Genomic DNA, 16,060 nt, shown 5'->3' with positions numbered 1-16,060 from the left:
CCGGGTGTGGGGGACAGGGGGACGCGAAGGGAGACGCGGTGAAGAGGCGGGCGATAACACTTTTCTGCAACCGGCGACCGGCGGCCGACGACCAGCGGCGTTGACCGTCATCGGCCCGGGCCGGTCCGGGCCCGTAAGGGCGATCCCTTACAACACCCATGTTTTGTACGGCACTTGCTCCGGGCTTCCCCAGGGTCGGAGCCCCTCCTCGCCGACGATCCGGCCGGGACCGTACGGCCCGACGATGATCACGGACAGTCCACCGGACATCCCATCCACTTCAGGAGCAGCAGATGCCCGTACGCCCACTCCCCGCCCTCCTCACCTCCGCGCTCGCCCTGACCCTGACCGTACTTCCGCTGGCCGGGACGGCGTCCGCGAGGCCCGCGTCGTCGTGCAGCGCGCAGGCGATCGAGGCCGCCGCGACGGACGGCCCCGACGTCGAGGCCCTGTGTGCCGCGCTCAAGGGGCTGCCCGACAAAGACGCGACGGCGGCGCTGATCCGCGTGGGCGGCAAGGGCAGCTGGCACGGGGTGGCCGGGGTGCGTGACCTGAGAACCGGCGCCCCGGCCCTCGCAAACGCCCGCTTCCGGGCCGGTTCGACGACGAAGATCGTGACGGCGGCGATCGTGCTGCAACTCGCCGCCGAGGGGCGGATCTCCCTCGATGGCACGGTGCAGCAGTACCTTCCCGGCCTGCTCACCGAGGACTACGCGCCCATCACCGTACGGCAGTTGCTGAACTTCACCAGCGGTCTGCAGCCGGGGGCCTCCCTCGGCGACAGCACCGAGGAGATGTACCCGCATCGCTTCGAGACCCTGCCGCCCGCCGAGGTCGTCGCCGCGTCCGTAGCCAAGGGCCCGGACCCCGAGTACGCGCCCGGCGAGCGGCAGGACTACGGCAACATCCACTACACCGTGCTCGGCATGCTGATCGAGAAGGTCACCGGCGACGCGTACGCCCACCAGGCCGCCGTACGGATCTTCCGGCCGCTCGGCATGCGGCACACGTCGTTCCCGGCCGGCCCGGATCCCCGGGTCCACGGGCCGCACAACCGGGGGTACGACCGGATCGACGGCAAGCTGGTGGACGTGACCGACTGGAACATGTCCGACCGGTGGGCGGCCGGGGACATGATCTCGACGACCGCGGACCTCGAACGGCTGCTGGTGGGCGTGTTCAGCGGGCATGTCGTGCCCGAGCCGCAGCTGAAGGAGATGTTCGCGGTGCCGGACGCGGTGGACGCCACGATGGGGGCGCCGTTCTCGCCGTTCGAGCTGAACGGCCGGACGGTCTGGGCCAAGACGGGCTCCCGCCCCGGCTACCACACGGTCGTCGCCGCCACCCGCGACCTGTCGCGCACCGTCGTCTACTCCGTCAACTCGACCGACGCGCGGGGCGACGGCGAGGCCATCGCCCGGCGCTTCGCCTTCCCCGCGTTCAACCGCTGACGGCGACAGCGGCTGGAGGCGTGGACGGCGCCGTCAGCGCCTCCAACCGCTTGATCTTCTTCCGTACGACGTACAGCGGGATCACCCCGAAGACGCCGAACGACATGTCGATCACCGACCACCAGAAGGGGATGTCGCGGATCGGTCCGCAGATCAGGGCGAGCGGGATGATGCCGGCACAGGCGATCATCCCGAACTCGACGACCCAGATGTTGCGGACCGGGTCGCGGTAGGGGCCGTAGAAGGCGACCGCGATGACGAGATGCGCGAAGGCGAGCCAGTCCGTGCCGTACAGGAGGAAGGGGTACTCGGCGTCGGCCGTGTCGATCCCGCGTCGTACTCGCTCGATCCAGTCCATCAGCCCCGGCAGGTGCTCCTGCACCGACAGGGACCGCAACAGGTCCTCGGTCCAGCGAAGTTCGTGGACGAGGGGGAAGGCCGTGGCGCCGCTGAGCACCAGGCAGACGATGAAGAAGACCAGCCAGACGCGGATGCCCTTCAACAGGGCGGCTCTGTCGCTCATGGCGGGAGCGTACGCCTGGAATTGAACATGTTCAAAACACTTCCGGGCCCTGCCCGCGGAATCAATCGGGCTTCCCACGGACCTGCCACGACAGCAGGTCCACCGCCGCGTTGACGATGGTGTGGGGATCCGGGCCCGCGTCCAGCGAGGCCCCTCGCTCGTCCGGGCCGAGCGGTTCGAGCGCGGCAAGCTGTGAGTCGAGCAGCGATATCGGCATGAAGTGGCCGCTGCGCCGGCTGATCCGGTCTGCCAGCAGCTCGCGGCCGGCTGTCAGGTGCAGGAAGAAGACATCCGGACAGGCCGCTCGCAGTGTGTCCCGGTAGCGTCGCTTCAGCGCGGAGCAGGTCACCACACCGCCGCTGGCCGCTGCGTCGCGCTCGTGCAACCAGCGCCCGATGGACTCCAGCCAAGGTTGCCGGTCCGCGTCGTCGAGCGGAGTGCCGGCCGACATTTTGGCGATCCCGGCCGGGGAGTGGAAGTCGTCACCCTCCGCAAAGGGGACGCTCAGCCGCTCCGCGAGCAGGCGGGCCACCGTGCTCTTGCCGATCCCGGCGACGCCTGTGACCACGATGCACGGGGGTCGACGCTCAGCGCCGCGGGGCATCACAGTGCTCTCAGGGCGCATCGCCCGGCGGCGCCGCTTCAGCATGCAGCAGCTCACCGCGCCGCTGCTGCCCGCTTCCGGACGGCCGGGGAGGCGGCCCGTCGGAGCCCGCCGGGTACTCCTCGAGCGGAACGAGATCCTTCTGCCATGCGCTCAGTACGGGTGTCAGGACCCGCCAGGCCTCTTCGGCCTCGTCGCCGCGGATGGACATGGCAGGGTCCCCGTTGAGGACGTCCAGCAGGAGCCGGCCGTAGGCGGGGAGGTGGGGTGGTTCCAACTGCGCGGTCAGCGACAGCGGGGCGAGGGTGTTGGGGTGGGAGCCGATGCCTGTCAGGTCGAAGGTCAGGCCTTCCGGTTCGAGCCCGAAGCGGAGCACGTTGGGGCGGGGTTCTCCGCTGTGGCCGAAGGGCAGATGAGGCACGGACCGGAAGCGCACCGCGACCTCCTTGCGGTCCGCACGCAGTGCTTTGCCGCTGCGCAGCCGGAAGGTTGTTCCCGACCAGCGCCAACTGTCCAGTTCCAGCTCCACCTCGGCGTAAGTCTCGATGCGGCGCCGCGGGTTGACGCCTTCCTCGTCGGCATAGGCGGGAATGTCGTGGTCTCCGATCCGGCCGGCCAGATAGCGTGCGCGGCGTGTGCGGCGTACGACGTCGTCTTCGGTGAGGAGTCGCACGGACCGCAGCACATCGACCTTCCGGTCGCGCAGGTCGCGCTCGCCGAGGGTGATGGGCGGTTCCATGGCCACCAGGCAGAGCAACTGCAGCAGGTGGTTCTGCACCATGTCCTTGAGCGCCCCGACGGTGTCGTAGTAGCCGGCCCTGCCTTCCAGTGCGAGGGTCTCGTCCCAGACGATGTCCACCTCTGCGATGTGGGTGCTGTTCCAGATGGGCTCCAGCACGCGGTTGGCGAGTCTGCTGCCGAGCACGTTCTGGACGGTCGTCATGGCCAGGAAGTGGTCGACCCGGAACACGGCCTGCTCGGGGACGAGGTCGGCCAGCAGCCGGTTCAGCTCCTGTGCGCCGGCCAGGTCCTCGCCGAAGGGCTTCTCCAGCACGATCCGGCTGCCCTCCGGCAGGCCCGCCCGGTGCAGCGCGGAGACCACCACGGGGAAGAGGCCCGGAGGGAGGGCGAGGTAGACGGCGACGGGGCCCTCACCGGCGACGACCGAGGCGATGTCGGCGGGGTTGGTGACATCGGCCCGTTGATAGCGGGTCGCGTCCGCGATCGCTGCCTTGGCGTCGGCTGGACAGTGCCCACCGTGGCGGTCGATCTGCGCGGTCACCCATTCCCGGTACCGTTCGTCGTCCCAGTCCTCCCGGCTCGCGCCGGTCAACCGGAAGTGGTCGCCGAGGTCTCCTGTCGCCCTCAGCGCGACCAGGGCCGGCAGCAGGTAGCGTGCGCTGAGGTCACCTGTCGCGCCCAAGATCGCGAGCCGGTTGATCATGCGTTGAGGCCTGCTTTCGCTCGGGCGAGGTTCACACCGCTGGCGGTGATCCCGATGTGGCTGAATGCCTGGGGGAAGTTGCCCATGAACTCTCCGGTGGACGGGTCGATCTGCTCCGACAGCAGCCCCAGCGGGCTCGCTCGGGCGCACAACGAGGCGTACAACTCCTCGGCCTCTTCGATCCGGCCCTGGCCGATGAGGTTGTCGACCAGCCAGAAGCTGCACAGCACGAAGGCGCCCTCGTCGCCGGCCAGGCCGTCGGGTGACTCCTTGTGCAGATAGCGGTAGAGCAGGCCCCCGCTGGCCGACAGGCGTTCGGCGACGGCCGTGGCGGTGGCCACCATCCGCGGGTGATCCGCGGGGACGACCTGGCGCAGCGGAAGCGCGAGCAGGCTGGCGTCGACAGCGCCGCCGCCGTCGAGATGCACGCTCAGGCTCTGCGCCTCCTCGTCCCAGGCCCTCTCGAGGATGAGCCGGCGCAACTCTTCGGCCGAGGCCCGCCACATGGCGACGTTCCCGGGCAAGCCGAGCCGCTCACCGATCGTCGCAGCCCGGTCCAGGGCCACCTGGCACATCCCCGCCGAATACGTGAACACCCGGCCCTCGTTGCGTACCTCCCAGATCCCCTGATCCGGCTGTCGCCACGCCTGTCCTGCGGCGTCGGCCAGCCCGGCCAGGCTGGCCCACAGCGGGGGCTGGATGTCCCCGCCGGAGCGCAGCCACTGGTCGGCGCAGTCCAGGATCTCGCCGTAGACGTCGTGCTGGCGCTGGTCGGCTGCGCCGTTGCCCCATCGCACCGGGGCGGAGCGCTGATAGCCCTCCAGCTCGGCATCCTCCACCTCGTCGGGCACCGGGCTGCCGTCGAGGGCGTACATGATCCGGGGCCGCCGGCTGTACTCGAATGCGTCGAGGACCCATCCGAGGAAGGCGTCGGCCTCACCCTCGAAGCCGATGCGGCGCAGCGCGAACACGGCGAAGGCCGCATCCCTGATCCAGGCATAGCGGTAATCCCAGTTGCGGATCCCGCCGATCGGTGCGGGCAGGGAGGAGGTGGGGGCCGCGACGAGCGAGCCGTTGGCCCAGTCGTCGCACAGTTTCAGTGTGATGGCCGCCCGTCGGACCAGCGGTTCTTCCGGGCCGTGGTACTGGAAATGCCGCATCCAGCGGCGCCACGCGTCGGCGGTGCCCCGCAGCATCGCGTCGGTGTCGAACCGATGGTGGCGATGGAAGCGGCCCCAGGACAGCACGAGATCGAGACGTTCGCCCTGCCGGAGGTCATGAGTGCTGTGCAGGCCGGTCAGGGGACGGTTGGAGCGCAGGTGCAGCCGCAGGTCAGGGCGCCGGGACGGCCGTACGTCCAGCCCGCTGAACAACGCCTGGGCCTGCCCGCCGCCCCGGGGCTCCAGGTCCATCCGCAGGCGTACGTTCCCGTGCAGGACCACAGCCGAACGGACAAGCTCGGCCCGGTCAGCGGAGGCGTCGTCGGTGAGGTCGGCCCCAGAGCGCAGGACCAGCGCATCGGTGACGCGGACCAGGCCGTCGGCGCTGCGCAACTCCGTTGTCAGTACGCCGGTGTCGGGCTCGTAACGCTGCCGCGCCTCGACCAGGTTCTCCGGTGCCAGGGTGAAGTGCCCTCCTCGTGCCTGGTCCAGCAAGCCACAGAACAGCGGTTCGGCATCGAAGCGGGGCAGGCACATCCACGGAATGGAACCGTCCAGCCCGACCAGCGCAGCCGTCGCACCGTCACCGATGAGGCCGAGATCCTCCAGTGGCAGATAGCCGTGCCGCCTGCGAACCGGGCGGAAGGGGGGGTCGGGATCGTGCATGCCGTCTCTCTTTTCGCAGCGCCGCCGGCCGGCGACCCGATAAGCCCGGCTAGAAAGTGATCATTACTTTCACGACGTCTTCGAGCTTCTTGTCGGAGACCTCGAAAGCCCGCTCCATGTCGTCGAAGCGAAACTCATGGGTCGTCATGTGCGAGGGGTCGACAAGCTGTCTCTCCAGCACCCGCAGTAGTCGCTCCATGCGGAGCCTGCCGCCAGGGCACAGTCCCGTGGCGATCGTCTTGTCGGCCATGCCGACGCCCCACTCGACCCGGGGGATGCGCACGAATTCCCCGTCTCCGAAATAGCCGATGTTGGAGACCGTGCCCCCGGGCTTGGTGACCTTCACTGCGGTCTGGAACGTCGCATCCGCGCCGAGCGCCTCGATGGCGGTGTCGACTCCCTCGCCCCGTGTCAGTTCAAGGATCCGCTCGACGACATCCTCACTGGTGAAGTCCACGATCTCGCCCGCACCGTACGTACGCGCGAGTTTCTGCCGGTCGGGAACCGACTCGACCCCGATGACCAGGCCGGCACCGCGGAGCCTGGCCCCTGCAGTCGCCATCAGACCCACCGGGCCCTGGGCGAGAACAGCCACAGTTCCGCCGATCGGGATGTTCCCCTTCTCCGCCCCCATGAAGCCGGTCGAGAGCATGTCGGCGCAGTAGACCGCCATCTCATCACTGATGGCGTCGGGGATTTTCGCGAGATTGGCGTCGGCCTCGTTCACGTGGAAATAATCGGCAAAGACCCCGTCCTTGGAATTCGCGAACTTGAAGCCTCCGAGCGGTGCTCCGGACTGCGACGGATACCCGTTCTGAGAGGCCAGGTCACCCCAGTCGGGGGTGATGGCGCCGACCAGCACACGGTCGCCGGGACGGAAGTCCTTCACCTCGCTGCCCACGGCATGCACGATGCCTACCGCTTCGTGGCCCAGCGTCAGGTTCTCCCGCGGACCGATGCCACCTTGGACGGTATGGGAATCGGACGTGCAGATGAGGGCCCTCGTCGTCCGGACGACAGCGTCGCCCGGGCCCGGCTGCGGAACGGGCTTCTCCATGAAGCCCACCCGCCCGATCTCCTTCATCACGAACGCCCTCACCTGACTGTCCTTCCTGTAGGCGTACCACCGCCGCACCAGCGGCTTGCCGGTTCGAACCGGCCCCTGGCATCCGGCGGCCCGCAACAGCCGCTCACTCCTGCCACTGTGCCAAGGGCTGAGTCGGCTCGCGACCCGACCGCACCGGCGGCAGGACCACCTCGCTGAATCGGACCGCCTGCGGACGCCTACGGCCACTCTGCTGAACACGCCACACACCCGCATCGCCTGCCGCAGCAGCGAGGAACCCCCTGCTAGCGTCGGGCTTCGCGCGAGGAAGGGTGGAGGACGCTGTGGGTGACAAGGGCACAGGGCAAGCCTTCATCGGGTCGTTCACCTCAGCCGGCGGGCGCGGAATCATGGTGGCCGCCGTGGATCCGGTGACCGGGGCGCTGACCGAAACCGGCGTTGTCGATTCCGTGGCCGACCCGTCGTATCTCGCCGTCGGGCACACCGAGGCGGGCCCGGTCCTCTACGCCGTCTCCGAGACGGCACAGGGGGCGGTCGCCGCCTATGACATCGCCGGTCCGGTGCCCCGCCCGATCTGCGCACCCGTGGCCGTGCGCGGGGAGGCACCCACGCATCTCGCGGTCGCTCACGGTCACCTGCTGACCGCCAACTACGACTCCGGCAGCGTCACCGTGCTGCCGCTCGCCGCCGACGGCACCCCGCAGACCCCCAGCCACGTGCTGCGCCACGAGGGCGGAGGGCCGCACCCTGCCCGCCAGTTGGGCCCGCACGCGCACCAGGTGCTTCCCGATCCCTCCGGACGCTGGGTGCTCAGTGTCGACCTCGGCACCGACTCGGTGCGGATCTGTTCCTTGGGCGCACAGGCGGGCAAGCTGACGCTGCACGGGGAGACCGCACTACCGCCCGGCACCGGACCGCGTCACCTCGCCTTCCACCCGGCCGGAGGCCATGCCTACGTCCTCGGCGAACTCGAGCCCACCCTCACCGTATGCCGCTGGGACGCCACTGCCGGGGTGCTCGATCCGGTGCGGGCGACTTCGCTGTTCCCGGACGGTACCGACGCTGCCGTGTCTCCGTCGGCGCCGGTCGTCTCACACGACGGCCGCCACTTGTGGGCGGCGGTCCGTGGCCCCGACACCATCGCCGTTCTCGCCCTCGACGCGGTCGGCGAGCGGGCGGACCTGGTTGCATCGGTGCCGTGCGGGGGGCGGTGGCCGCGCGATCTGGTCCTGCACCCGTCGGGCACGCGTCTGTACGCGGCGAACGAGCGCTCAGGCGACGTCACATGGTTGGACGTCGACTCCACGACGGGCATCCCTCACCGCGCAGGTTCCTTGTCGGCCCCAGCGGCATCCAACGTCGTCTTCGTCTGATGGCGGCCACCGCACAGGCGGCGTGCCGTCACCTGTTCGACGCGCCCAAGAGGCGGTGGCGGGGCGAACAGTCAAGCTGGTGACGGATTGCCTCAACTCATCACCCTGGAGCTCGCCTTGTCCCAGACCGCACCCATGCACACCGCGCGTACTCCGACACCCTGGACCAGGCGAACCTTCTTCGCCGCCGTCATGCTGTTGGTGATCGGCGCGTTCAATCTGATCGAGGGCCTGGCCGCGCTCTTCAGAGACGTCGTCTTCGCCGACACCGGATCGGGCGTCCTGGTCTTCGATCTCAGCTCCTGGGGCTGGATCCACCTCATCATCGGAGTGCTGCAGATTCTCACCGGCATCGGACTGATGACGGGTCAGGCGTGGGCGAGACCGGTGGCGATCACCCTGGTCGTCCTCAACCTCATCGCGCAGATGCTGTTCTTCACGGTCTATCCGCTGTGGGCCATGCTCATCGTCGCCCTGGACGTCTTCGTGCTGTGGACCCTGATGGTGCACAGCCTTGAGGATGCCCGCAAGGCGTCGTGACAACCGGGGGCGGCCTACGCCGTCATGCCCTGCCGCGGACGACGGTGACGGGACAGTGTGCGTGGTGGAGCAACGCCTGGCTCACCGAACCCATGAGCAACCCGGCAAAACCTCCGCGCCCTCTGGCTCCGACGACCATGAGCTGGGCGGTCTTGCTCGCCTCGATCAGCACCTCGCGGGTCTCACCGCTCGCCACTTCGTGCCTGACCGTGACGTCCGGATATCTCTCCGTGCGACCGGCGAGCGCCTGGGCCACCAGACGCTCCCCGCTCTCGGCGCCCGTACCAGCCGGCGCATAGTCCGGCATCCACGCGTGCACGGCGACGATCTCAGTCCCGCGCACCGCCGCCTCGGCGAAGGCGAAATCGACCGCCTTCTCGCCCTCAGGGGATCCGTCCACACCCAGCACGATCGGCCCGGCGCCCTCCGGCTCCCCGCGCACCACCATCACCGGACACTGGCTGTGGGCGGCCAGGGACACCGCCGTCGACCCCAGCAGCATCCCGATGAAACCCCCCATACCCCGGGGGCCGACGACCACCAGATCCGCGGCGCGCGATTCAGCCTCCAGCACCGCCACCGCGTCGCCGGTCACCACGGCTTCGCTGACCTCCACCTGAGGCGTCACGCTCCGGGCACGCTGCGCCGCCTCCGTCACCACACGATTGAGCGGCGACGGGTCCAGCGGCGCATACATGGGCCTCACCGGCCAGCTGAAGGCGTGCACCACCCGCAACTCCGCACGGCGCCGCTGCGCTTCCCGGGCGGCCGCCTCCACCGCGGCAAGACTCGACGACGAGCCGTCCACTCCTACGACGACCAGGTTGCCCACCGCGCCTCCCTTGCTCGCTTCAGCTCCAAGCTTCACCCCGGCGATGCGTTGCTGCCATCCGGCCAGGCGGCCGGCCGCGCAGCGCGCGATCAGGGAACGGCGGGAGAGCGCGGACGTCTTGAGCAGGGCCGTTGCGGCAGCATGCCGCCGACGCCGGTGGCGTGACAGTGGACGCTGCGGCGAGCCGACCCGCACAGCCCGGACACCTTGCCGATCACGGCCGACGCGGGGCGGACACACCGCGGCCCCGGACGGTCCGTCCTCCGTCCGGGGCCACGTTCAACCGGCGACTTACACGTCCAGCGACGTCATCACGTGCTTGATCCGCGTGTAGTCGTCGAAGCCGTACGCCGAGAGGTCCTTGCCGTAACCGGACTTCTTGAAGCCGCCGTGCGGCATCTCGGCGACCAGCGGGATGTGCGTGTTGATCCACACGCAGCCGAAGTCGAGCTTCTTGGACATGCGCATCGCGCGGCCGTGGTCCTTGGTCCAGACGGAGGAGGCGAGGGCGTACTCGACGCCGTTGGCCCACTCGGTGGCCTGGTCCTCGTCCGTGAAGGACTGGACGGTGATGACCGGGCCGAAGACCTCGTTCTGGATGATCTCGTCGTCCTGCTTGAGGCCCGAGACGACGGTCGGGGCGTAGAAGTAGCCCTTGTCGCCGACCTGGTGACCGCCGGCCTCGACCTTGGCGTGGGCGGGCAGCCGCTCGATGAAGCCGGCGACCTGCTTGAGCTGGTTGGGGTTGTTCAGCGGGCCGTACAGCACGTCCTCGTCGTCCGGCTGGCCGGTCTTGGTGTCGGCGGCGGCCTTGGCGAGGGCCTGCACGAACTCGTCGTGGATCGCCTCGTGGACGAGGACGCGGGTGGCGGCCGTGCAGTCCTGCCCGGCGTTGAAGAAGCCCGCCACGGAGATGTCCTCGACGGCCTTGGCGATGTCGGTGTCCTCGAAGACGACGACCGGCGCCTTGCCGCCCAGCTCCAGGTGGACCCGCTTGACGTCCTTGGCGGCCGACTCGGCGACGGACATGCCCGCGCGCACGGAACCGGTGATGGAGGCCATCGCCGGGGTCGGGTGCTCGACCATCATGCGGCCGGTCTCGCGGTCGCCGCAGATGACGTTGAAGACGCCCTTGGGCAGGATCGAGCCGAGGATCTCCGCGATCAGGACCGTCGACGCGGGGGTCGTGTCCGAGGGCTTCAGCACCACCGTGTTGCCCGCGGCGATCGCCGGGGCGAACTTCCACACGGCCATCATCATCGGGTAGTTCCACGGCGCGACCTGCGCGCAGACGCCGACCGGCTCACGGCGGATGATCGAGGTCATCCCGTCCATGTACTCACCGGCCGAGCGGCCCTCCAGCATCCGGGCCGCGCCCGCGAAGAAGCGGATCTGGTCGACCATCGGCGGGATCTCCTCGGAGCGGGTCAGCCCGATGGGCTTGCCCGTGTTCTCCACCTCGGCCGCGATCAGTTCCTCGGCGCGCTCCTCGAACGCGTCCGCGATCTTCAGGAGGGCCTTCTGCCGCTCGGCGGGCGTGGTGTCCCGCCACCCCGGGAACGCGGCGGCGGCAGCCGCCATCGCGGCGTCGACGTCGGCCTGCCCGGACAGCGGCGCGGTGGCGTACGCCTCGCCGGTCGCGGGGTTCACCACCTCGGTGGTCCGTCCGTCGGCGGCGTCCCGGAACTCCCCGTCGATGTAGTTGCGCAGACGACGCAGCTCGGTGCTCACTGCCGGCCCTCCAAGTTCGGGTGTCCAATCACTGAGACACCCACCCTAATCCGTAAGCCCACGGTTTCAACACCCCCCGACACGCCAGATCTGCGAAATCCGCAAGCTTCAAGCTCATAAACAACGAATTTCATCGATCCGGCCTTGCGAAACCGACGAGTCCTCGTGCAGAGTGAGCTTGTGGCCAGTCGAAGCGCAGACCAGAGGAACTCACGCGACATCCGTGAGTCCTCCCGCGAGTCCTCTCGCGATCCCAGGAACGGCAGTCCGCAGCTGGACGCCGTCTCCCTCGCCATCATCGAACAGCTCCAGGAGGACGGCCGCCGGCCGTACGCCGCCATCGGCAAGGCCGTGGGCCTGTCCGAGGCGGCTGTGCGCCAGCGCGTCCAGAAGCTGCTCGACCAGGGCGTGATGCAGATCGTCGCCGTCACGGACCCGCTCACCGTGGGCTTCCGCCGGCAGGCGATGGTCGGGATCAACGTCGAGGGCGACACGGAGTCCGTGGCCGACGCGCTGACCGGCATGTCGGAAGTCGAGTACGTGGTGATGACCGCGGGCTCGTTCGACCTCCTCGCCGAGATCGTCTGCGAGGACGACGACCACCTGCTGGACGTCATCAACAAACGCATCCGGGCCCTGCCCGGCGTGCGCTCCACCGAGAGCTTCGTCTACCTCAAGCTCAAGAAGCAGACCTATATGTGGGGAACCCGATAACCGTGAGTACCAAGGACCTCAGCCGCTCCGCGTACGACCACCTGTGGATGCACTTCACCCGCATGTCCTCGTACGAGAACTCCCCCGTTCCCACCATCGTCCGGGGCGAGGGCACCTACATCTACGACGACAAGGGCAAGCGCTACCTCGACGGTCTCGCGGGTCTGTTCGTGGTCCAGGCCGGTCACGGCCGGGTCGAGCTCGCCGAGACCGCCTTCAAGCAGGCGCAGGAGCTGGCGTTCTTCCCGGTGTGGTCCTACGCCCACCCCAAGGCCGTGGAGCTGGCCGAGCGCCTGGCCCACCACGCGCCGGGCGACCTCAACAAGGTCTTCTTCACCACCGGCGGCGGCGAGGCGGTCGAGACCGCCTGGAAGCTCGCCAAGCAGTACTTCAAGCTCACCGGCAAGCCCACCAAGCACAAGGTGATCTCCCGCGCGGTCGCCTACCACGGCACACCGCAGGGCGCCCTGTCCATCACCGGCCTGCCGGCCCTGAAGGCCCCCTTCGAGCCGCTCGTCCCGGGCGCGCACAAGGTCCCGAACACCAACATCTACCGCGCCCCGATCTTCGGCGACGACCCCGAGGCCTTCGGCCGCTGGGCCGCCGACCAGATCGAGCAGCAGATCCTCTTCGAGGGCCCGGACACGGTCGCGGCCGTCTTCCTGGAGCCGGTGCAGAACGCCGGCGGCTGCTTCCCGCCGCCGCCCGGCTACTTCCAGCGGGTCCGCGAGATCTGCGACAAGTACGACGTGCTGCTCGTGTCGGACGAGGTCATCTGCGCCTTCGGCCGCCTGGGCACGATGTTCGCCTGCGACAAGTTCGACTACGTCCCGGACATGATCACCTGCGCCAAGGGCATGACCTCGGGCTACTCCCCGATCGGCGCCTGCATCATCTCCGACCGCCTGGCCGAGCCGTTCTACAAGGGCGACAACACCTTCCTGCACGGCTACACCTTCGGCGGCCACCCGGTCTCCGCGGCCGTGGGCCTCGCCAACCTCGACCTGTTCGAGCGCGAGAACCTCACCCAGCACGTGCTCGACAACGAGGGCGCCTTCCGCGCCACCCTGGAGAAGCTGCACGACCTGCCGATCGTCGGCGACGTCCGCGGCAACGGCTTCTTCTACGGCATCGAGCTGGTCAAGGACAAGGCGACCAAGGAGTCCTTCAACGAGGAGGAGACCGAGCGCGTCCTGTACGGCTTCCTGTCCAAGGCCCTCTTCGACAACGGCCTGTACTGCCGTGCCGATGACCGCGGTGACCCGGTCGTCCAGCTCGCCCCGCCGCTGATCTCCAACCAGGAGACGTTCGACGAGATCGAGCAGATCCTGCGCGCGACGCTGACGGAGGCGTGGACAAAGCTCTGATCAACTGACGCTGTGATCAACTACGGCCCCGGTGCCGTCCGTTCGAGTGAGAAACGGCGGCCCGGGGCTGTGTGCTGTCCGGCCCGGCTCCGTTGAGTACCTAGCGTGCCAGTGACCGATCGGCCCAGCCTTCGTTCCCCCGCTTGGGGGACTTGGCACAGGAAAGCGGATCAACTGAGGAGTACGCCCATGGTGGCCCCGCCGGACAACGACGTGCTCTGGGCACGCGCCCTGCACTTCCAGCACCACGACGGCTCTCCTGCGCTGCAAGGCGTCTCGCTCGGCGTCCAGGAGGGCGAGATCCTCGCCGTCAGCGGCCCGCGCGGCAGCGGCAAGAGCACGCTTCTGGGCTGCCTGTCCGGACTGCTGCGGGCCGGGAGCGGCGAGGTGTGGTTCAACAGCGTCCCTGTGCACAGGATGGGTCCCCTCGCCCGGGAACGGCTGCGCCGCGACCGCTTCGGCTGGATCGACCCGGCCCCCGTCCTCGTCCCCGAGCTGAACGTCTGGGAGAACGCCGCGCTCCCCCTGATGCTGCGCGGCACCAGCCGCCGACGCGCCAAGACGGTCGCCCTGGAGTGGCTGGAGCGCCTCGACGTCGGCGACAGCGCCCGCAGGCGCCTGCACCAACTGCGTCAGGCCGAGCGGCAGCGGGTCTGCATCGCCCGTGCGCTGGCCCCCTCCCCGACGGTCCTGTTCGCCGACGAGCCCACCGCCCCGCTGCACCGCGCCGACCGCGGGCACGTGCTGCGTACGCTCACCACGGCGGCCCGCTCGCACGGCATCACCGTGGTCCTGGCCACCCACGACCCGGAAACCGCGGCCCTCGCCGACCGCACGGTGTCCCTTCTCGACGGGCGGCGCGTGAACACCGTGCACCTGCCGCCGGTCCCCGAGACGGAAGGCCGAGCCGCGTGCTCGCTCTCCGTCTGACCCGCCGCGCCCACCCGGCCGTCCAGCTGCGCCGTCTCCTGGTGGCTGCGGCGTCGGCCGGGACCGGCTTCCTCCTGCTGTGCACCCTCGGCCACGCGATGAGCCACCCGGACACGCCGGCCGCATCCGTCCTCCGGCTGGCCTGGTGTGCGGTGCCGGCGGCCGCCACGGTCCACTTCGCGGTGGCCGTCGCCCGCACCGATCCCTGCACCCGGCCGCGCGACGGCCTCTCGGCGATCGGCCTCGGCCCGGCCCGCCAGATGGCCTTCTCGGCCACGACGACGGCCCTGTCGACGGCTCTCGGCTCGATGCTGGCCCTGCTGTTCTTCCTCCACCTGCGCGGCGACCTCACGGGCATGCCCTTCGACGGAGCGGCAACCGAGTTCCTCGCCGCGGGCACCCCACTCCCCCTCCCCGCAGCCCTGACCCTCCTTGCCCTGGTCCCGGCAACCGCGTCCCTGTCGGTCGCCCTGGTCCTACGCCCCAGAGAGCCGCGGCGCCCGTCCCGCCCAACCCACCCAACCGCGGGCAGTCGTGCCGCGGGGGCGATGAGGGTCCCCCCGCGCATGGGGGTCCCCCCGCGCGAGCGAAGCCGAGCGTGGGGGAGAAGCCGAGCGTGGGGGAGGGCGGGCGCTGGGGGTCCCCCCTCTGGGGGAGGCATCCCGCAAGCGCCGGGCAGCGCGACCCACCCCCCAGCCACAACACCGGTCACCGCCCAGGAACCCGGCACCGCAGCAGGCCGGGTGGCCGCGCAGAAGGCCGGGGACGAGGCAGCCCCGCACCAGCCGGACCTCCCGGACCCCTTGGTGACCGCTCTCCTCGCACCCGGCCTGGGCGCAGCGCTGGTACCCCGGACCCCGCACACCGGCCCAGGACACCTCACCCCCCTCTGAGCCCAGCGCCTACTCCGTGCCGATCGCCGGATCGCTCACGCCAGGACGCCCGTTCTCGACATGCCCGGCGAAGCGCCGCACGAAGGCCGGGTCGGCATCGGAGGTGACGGTGAGGTCGTACCACCGCCGGCTCACCGCCAGGTCGACGGTCTGCCGTACGGTCGCGCCGCCGCGCACACGGACGGTCCAGGCCCGTCCGCGGTAGCCGTCGGCCACCTTCAGCTGCACCGTGCCGGATCCCCTGTTGGTGAAGGTCAGCTCGATGTCGTCGCCCCTGTGCCGGGCGGTGACCTCCGGGCCGGCCACCTTGTTCGGGCCCTTGAAGACGCGCAGGAAGCCGTTGGGGCCGTGCACGGTCAGGTCGTACGAGCCGCCGGAGTACGCCGAGTTCCAGGTGTCGGAGATGCTCTTGCCGGCCTCGGTGGTGTACGTCCACGGCCCGTCGGTGCGGTTGCCGGAGGTGACGAGGAAGGCGGCGCCGGCCTTCGCGCCGGAGGCGAAGGTGAGCGTGAACGTCCCGGCGGCCACGTCCGCGGAACCGTCCACCAGCGGGGCGTACTTCAGCGGGCGGGCCGGGCGCAGGCCCCGCTCCTGCCGGGGCATGTCCGGGTCGGCCGGCGGTGTCGGCCGGTAGTCGGGGTGCCGCTCGCGGTCCGGCGGCTCGTAGCCGTCGGTGTCGGGCAGCGCGGCCGGCCTGGTGTCCTTGCGGGAGAAGTCGAATGCCGGCTTCAGGGCGCCGCGGATCGCGCGCCGCCATGTCGAGATG

14 protein-coding genes and 1 pseudogene are annotated in these 16,060 nt (G+C 69.8%); 7 read left to right on the top strand and 8 right to left on the bottom strand.

Annotation, left to right across the window (positions count from 1 at the left end; all coding sequences use genetic code 11):
* The first annotated feature begins 293 nt into the window (after positions 1 to 293).
* The gene (locus tag ACTWQJ_RS11675; RefSeq protein ID WP_443306561.1) at positions 294 to 1,451 is read left to right on the top strand and encodes a serine hydrolase domain-containing protein; all 1,158 of its coding nucleotides are present in this window, start codon (positions 294 to 296) and stop codon (positions 1,449 to 1,451) included.
* Here the strand turns inward: ACTWQJ_RS11675 and ACTWQJ_RS11670 are convergent.
* The 5 genes from ACTWQJ_RS11670 to ACTWQJ_RS11650 form a co-directional block, all read right to left on the bottom strand.
* Positions 1,441 to 1,974: a hypothetical protein gene (locus tag ACTWQJ_RS11670; RefSeq protein ID WP_443306560.1), complete on the bottom strand. Its 534-nt coding sequence runs from the start codon at positions 1,972 to 1,974 to the stop codon at positions 1,441 to 1,443. The two genes, ACTWQJ_RS11675 and ACTWQJ_RS11670, sit on opposite strands and share 11 nt — an antisense overlap.
* 61 nt (positions 1,975 to 2,035) lie before the next feature.
* Complete coding sequence (locus tag ACTWQJ_RS11665) at positions 2,036 to 2,578, bottom strand: gluconokinase (RefSeq protein ID WP_443306559.1); 543 nt, start codon at positions 2,576 to 2,578, stop codon at positions 2,036 to 2,038.
* A 10-nt stretch (positions 2,579 to 2,588) separates the two neighbouring features.
* Positions 2,589 to 4,022 carry a glucose-6-phosphate dehydrogenase gene (locus tag ACTWQJ_RS11660; RefSeq protein WP_443306558.1) on the bottom strand — a complete coding sequence of 478 codons (1,434 nt, stop codon included), beginning with the start codon at positions 4,020 to 4,022 and terminating at the stop codon, positions 2,589 to 2,591.
* Positions 4,019 to 5,848: a glycoside hydrolase family 15 protein gene (locus ACTWQJ_RS11655; protein ID WP_443306557.1), complete on the bottom strand. Its 1,830-nt coding sequence runs from the start codon at positions 5,846 to 5,848 to the stop codon at positions 4,019 to 4,021. Before ACTWQJ_RS11655 ends, ACTWQJ_RS11660 begins: the two co-directional genes overlap by 4 nt.
* 49 nt (positions 5,849 to 5,897) lie before the next feature.
* Positions 5,898 to 6,932, bottom strand: a complete 1,035-nt coding sequence (locus ACTWQJ_RS11650) for an NAD(P)-dependent alcohol dehydrogenase (RefSeq protein ID WP_443306574.1) — start codon at positions 6,930 to 6,932, stop codon at positions 5,898 to 5,900.
* A 305-nt stretch (positions 6,933 to 7,237) separates the two neighbouring features.
* On the opposite strand from ACTWQJ_RS11650, the gene ACTWQJ_RS11645 reads away from it, so the two are divergent.
* Positions 7,238 to 8,287, top strand: a complete 1,050-nt coding sequence (locus ACTWQJ_RS11645; RefSeq protein WP_443306556.1) for a lactonase family protein — start codon at positions 7,238 to 7,240, stop codon at positions 8,285 to 8,287.
* Positions 8,288 to 8,404: 117 nt separating this feature from the next.
* Positions 8,405 to 8,827: a DUF7144 family membrane protein gene (locus ACTWQJ_RS11640; RefSeq protein ID WP_443306555.1), complete on the top strand. Its 423-nt coding sequence runs from the start codon at positions 8,405 to 8,407 to the stop codon at positions 8,825 to 8,827.
* 22 nt (positions 8,828 to 8,849) lie between these two features.
* Here the strand turns inward: ACTWQJ_RS11640 and ACTWQJ_RS11635 are convergent, their stop codons facing one another.
* Positions 8,850 to 9,659 (bottom strand): universal stress protein, encoded by an 810-nt coding sequence (locus ACTWQJ_RS11635; RefSeq protein WP_443306573.1) that lies wholly within the window; start codon positions 9,657 to 9,659, stop codon positions 8,850 to 8,852.
* A 291-nt stretch (positions 9,660 to 9,950) separates the two neighbouring features.
* Positions 9,951 to 11,390 carry a gamma-aminobutyraldehyde dehydrogenase gene (locus ACTWQJ_RS11630; protein WP_443306554.1) on the bottom strand — a complete coding sequence of 480 codons (1,440 nt, stop codon included), beginning with the start codon at positions 11,388 to 11,390 and terminating at the stop codon, positions 9,951 to 9,953.
* A 165-nt stretch (positions 11,391 to 11,555) separates the two neighbouring features.
* On the opposite strand from ACTWQJ_RS11630, the gene ACTWQJ_RS11625 reads away from it, so the two are divergent.
* The 4 genes and pseudogenes from ACTWQJ_RS11625 to ACTWQJ_RS11610 form a co-directional block, all read left to right on the top strand.
* Positions 11,556 to 12,104, top strand: coding sequence for an Lrp/AsnC family transcriptional regulator (locus tag ACTWQJ_RS11625; RefSeq protein WP_224740474.1), 549 nt, complete (start codon positions 11,556 to 11,558; stop codon positions 12,102 to 12,104).
* Positions 12,089 to 13,471, top strand: a complete 1,383-nt coding sequence (locus ACTWQJ_RS11620) for an aspartate aminotransferase family protein (RefSeq protein WP_385512876.1) — start codon at positions 12,089 to 12,091, stop codon at positions 13,469 to 13,471. Before ACTWQJ_RS11625 ends, ACTWQJ_RS11620 begins: the two co-directional genes overlap by 16 nt.
* Positions 13,472 to 13,660: 189 nt before the next feature.
* Positions 13,661 to 14,401 (top strand): ABC transporter ATP-binding protein, encoded by a 741-nt coding sequence (locus tag ACTWQJ_RS11615; RefSeq protein ID WP_443306553.1) that lies wholly within the window; start codon positions 13,661 to 13,663, stop codon positions 14,399 to 14,401.
* A pseudogene (locus tag ACTWQJ_RS11610) lies at positions 14,383 to 14,886 on the top strand (hypothetical protein); the annotation flags it as partial. The gene ACTWQJ_RS11615 and the pseudogene ACTWQJ_RS11610, both read left to right, overlap by 19 nt.
* 417 nt (positions 14,887 to 15,303) lie before the next feature.
* On the opposite strand, the gene ACTWQJ_RS11605 reads toward ACTWQJ_RS11610, so the two are convergent.
* The coding region (locus tag ACTWQJ_RS11605) for a phospholipase domain-containing protein (protein WP_443306552.1) at positions 15,304 to 16,060 on the bottom strand (757 nt) is incomplete at its 5' end.

The sequence above is a fragment of the Streptomyces sp. KR55 genome (genome assembly GCF_052245645.1).
Taxonomy (GTDB): domain Bacteria; phylum Actinomycetota; class Actinomycetes; order Streptomycetales; family Streptomycetaceae; genus Streptomyces; species Streptomyces flavusporus.
Note: the sequence above shows the minus strand (reverse complement) of the source record. Positions and strands in the feature narration are given on the sequence as shown.